We start from the raw sequence: 1,659 nt of genomic DNA, 5'->3' as shown, positions 1-1,659 counted from the left end.
CCACATCGCTATCAAGCTAACAAAATAAAATCCCCCCTAAAATGAAAAAATACGCTATTCTTTCTGTAGAATCATAGGAAAGGATGGCGTTTTTGTATGTCTATTTCTGTATCTGATGAATTACAACTATTTGCTCAAGAAATTCAAAACTTCTTATCTCCAAATTTCTTACGAGATCTTGCTAGAAATGTTGGTTTTGTGCAAAGAACCAGTAAGTACCAAGCAAAAGATTTAGTCGCTTTATGTGTATGGATCAGTCAAAAAGTCGCTAAAACCTCTTTAACTCATTTATGTAGCTGTTTAGAAGCATCAACAGAAGTGCTCATCAGTCCCGAAGGACTGAATCAACGATTTAATGCCACAGCCGTGCAATTCCTACAACAAGTGTTAGCCGAACTTCTCAACCAAAAGTTATCTTCAACTAAGATGCTCACTTCTCCATACGCTTCTATTTTCAAACGTATTCGTATCCTAGATTCAACTGCCTTTCAACTTCCCGATGTATTTTCATCTGTTTATCCAGGTGCAGGAGGATGCAGCCATACAGCTGGGGTGAAGATTCAGCTTGAGTATGATTTATTAAGTGGACAGTTCCTACATATTCATACAGGCCCAGGTAAACAACATGATCGAACCTATGGTTCTCTATGTGCCCCAACTGTGGCAGCGAATGATTTATGTATCCGTGATTTAGGTTATTTTCACTTGAAAGATCTTCAACATATACAAGATAAAAAGGCTTACTATATCTCTCGTATTAAATCAAATACACGTATTTATCAAAAAAATCCCACTCCTGATTATTTTCAAGATGGAAGAATCAAGAAAGGTACAGAGTATATACAGATAGATATGGAGATCTTAATGAACTCTCTTCAGCCAGGACAAACATGTGAAATATCCAACGCTTATGTAGGAATGACTGATAAAGTACCAACCCGTGTGATTGTTCATCGACTAACCAAAGAACAACAACAAAAACGATTACAAGATCAAACTGTAAGAGAAAAAAAGAAAGGAATGAAGTATTCTACTCGTAGTAAACGACTCAGTGGCATCAATGTATATATGACAAACACACCTACAGACATTGTCCCGATGGGACAAGTACATGATTGGTATTCTTTACGCTGGCAAATCGAAATTTTATTTAAAACGTGGAAGTCATTCTTTCAAATTCATCAGTGTAAAAAGATAAAACCAGAAAGATGGGAGTGCCATTTGTATGGACAATTGATTGCCATTCTACTCTGTTCTTCTATCATGTTTCAAATGCGTCAATTACTTCTTATGAAAAAGAAACGAGAACTGAGTGAGTATAAGGCCATATATATGATTAGAGATTATTTTCTTCTTCTTTTCCAAGCTATACAGAAAGACACCCAAGAACTATCAAAGGTTCTATATCGCCTATTCAATCTTCTACAGCAAAACGGGCGAAAATCTCATCGATATGAGAAGAAAACAGTCTTTGATATATTAGGTGTCGTTTACAATTGTACCATGTCTGATAATCAAGCGGCTTAATTCAAAAAAGGAAACCCGTTAGGGTTTATTTCGTATGCAAATCTTTAAAGCACCTACATATAGACTTTCGAAAAAAAGAAACAATCTCGCTTATCATTGACGTTACATGAGCTTAGCTTGATAGCGATGGGG

At 36.1% G+C, this 1,659-nt stretch carries 1 protein-coding gene; it reads left to right on the top strand.

Annotated features, from left to right (window positions below):
• The first annotated feature begins 96 nt into the window (after positions 1-96).
• On the top strand, positions 97-1,527 hold the full coding sequence (locus ABH957_RS29425) for an IS4 family transposase (RefSeq protein ID WP_088004697.1): 1,431 nt from the start codon (positions 97-99) through the stop codon (positions 1,525-1,527).
• Positions 1,528-1,659 lie beyond the last annotated feature (132 nt).

The organism is Bacillus sp. RC242, from assembly GCF_044908245.1.
GTDB lineage: Bacteria > Bacillota > Bacilli > Bacillales > Bacillaceae_G > Bacillus_A > Bacillus_A mycoides.
The sequence above is the reverse complement of the archived record's forward strand: the minus strand, read 5'-3'. Positions and strand labels throughout refer to the sequence as shown.

Excerpts from the sequence above, each read along its gene's own strand:
- ABH957_RS29425 (WP_088004697.1), top strand. The coding sequence starts at position 97 with ATGTCTATTTCTGTATCTGATGAATTACAACTATTTGCTCAAGAAATT.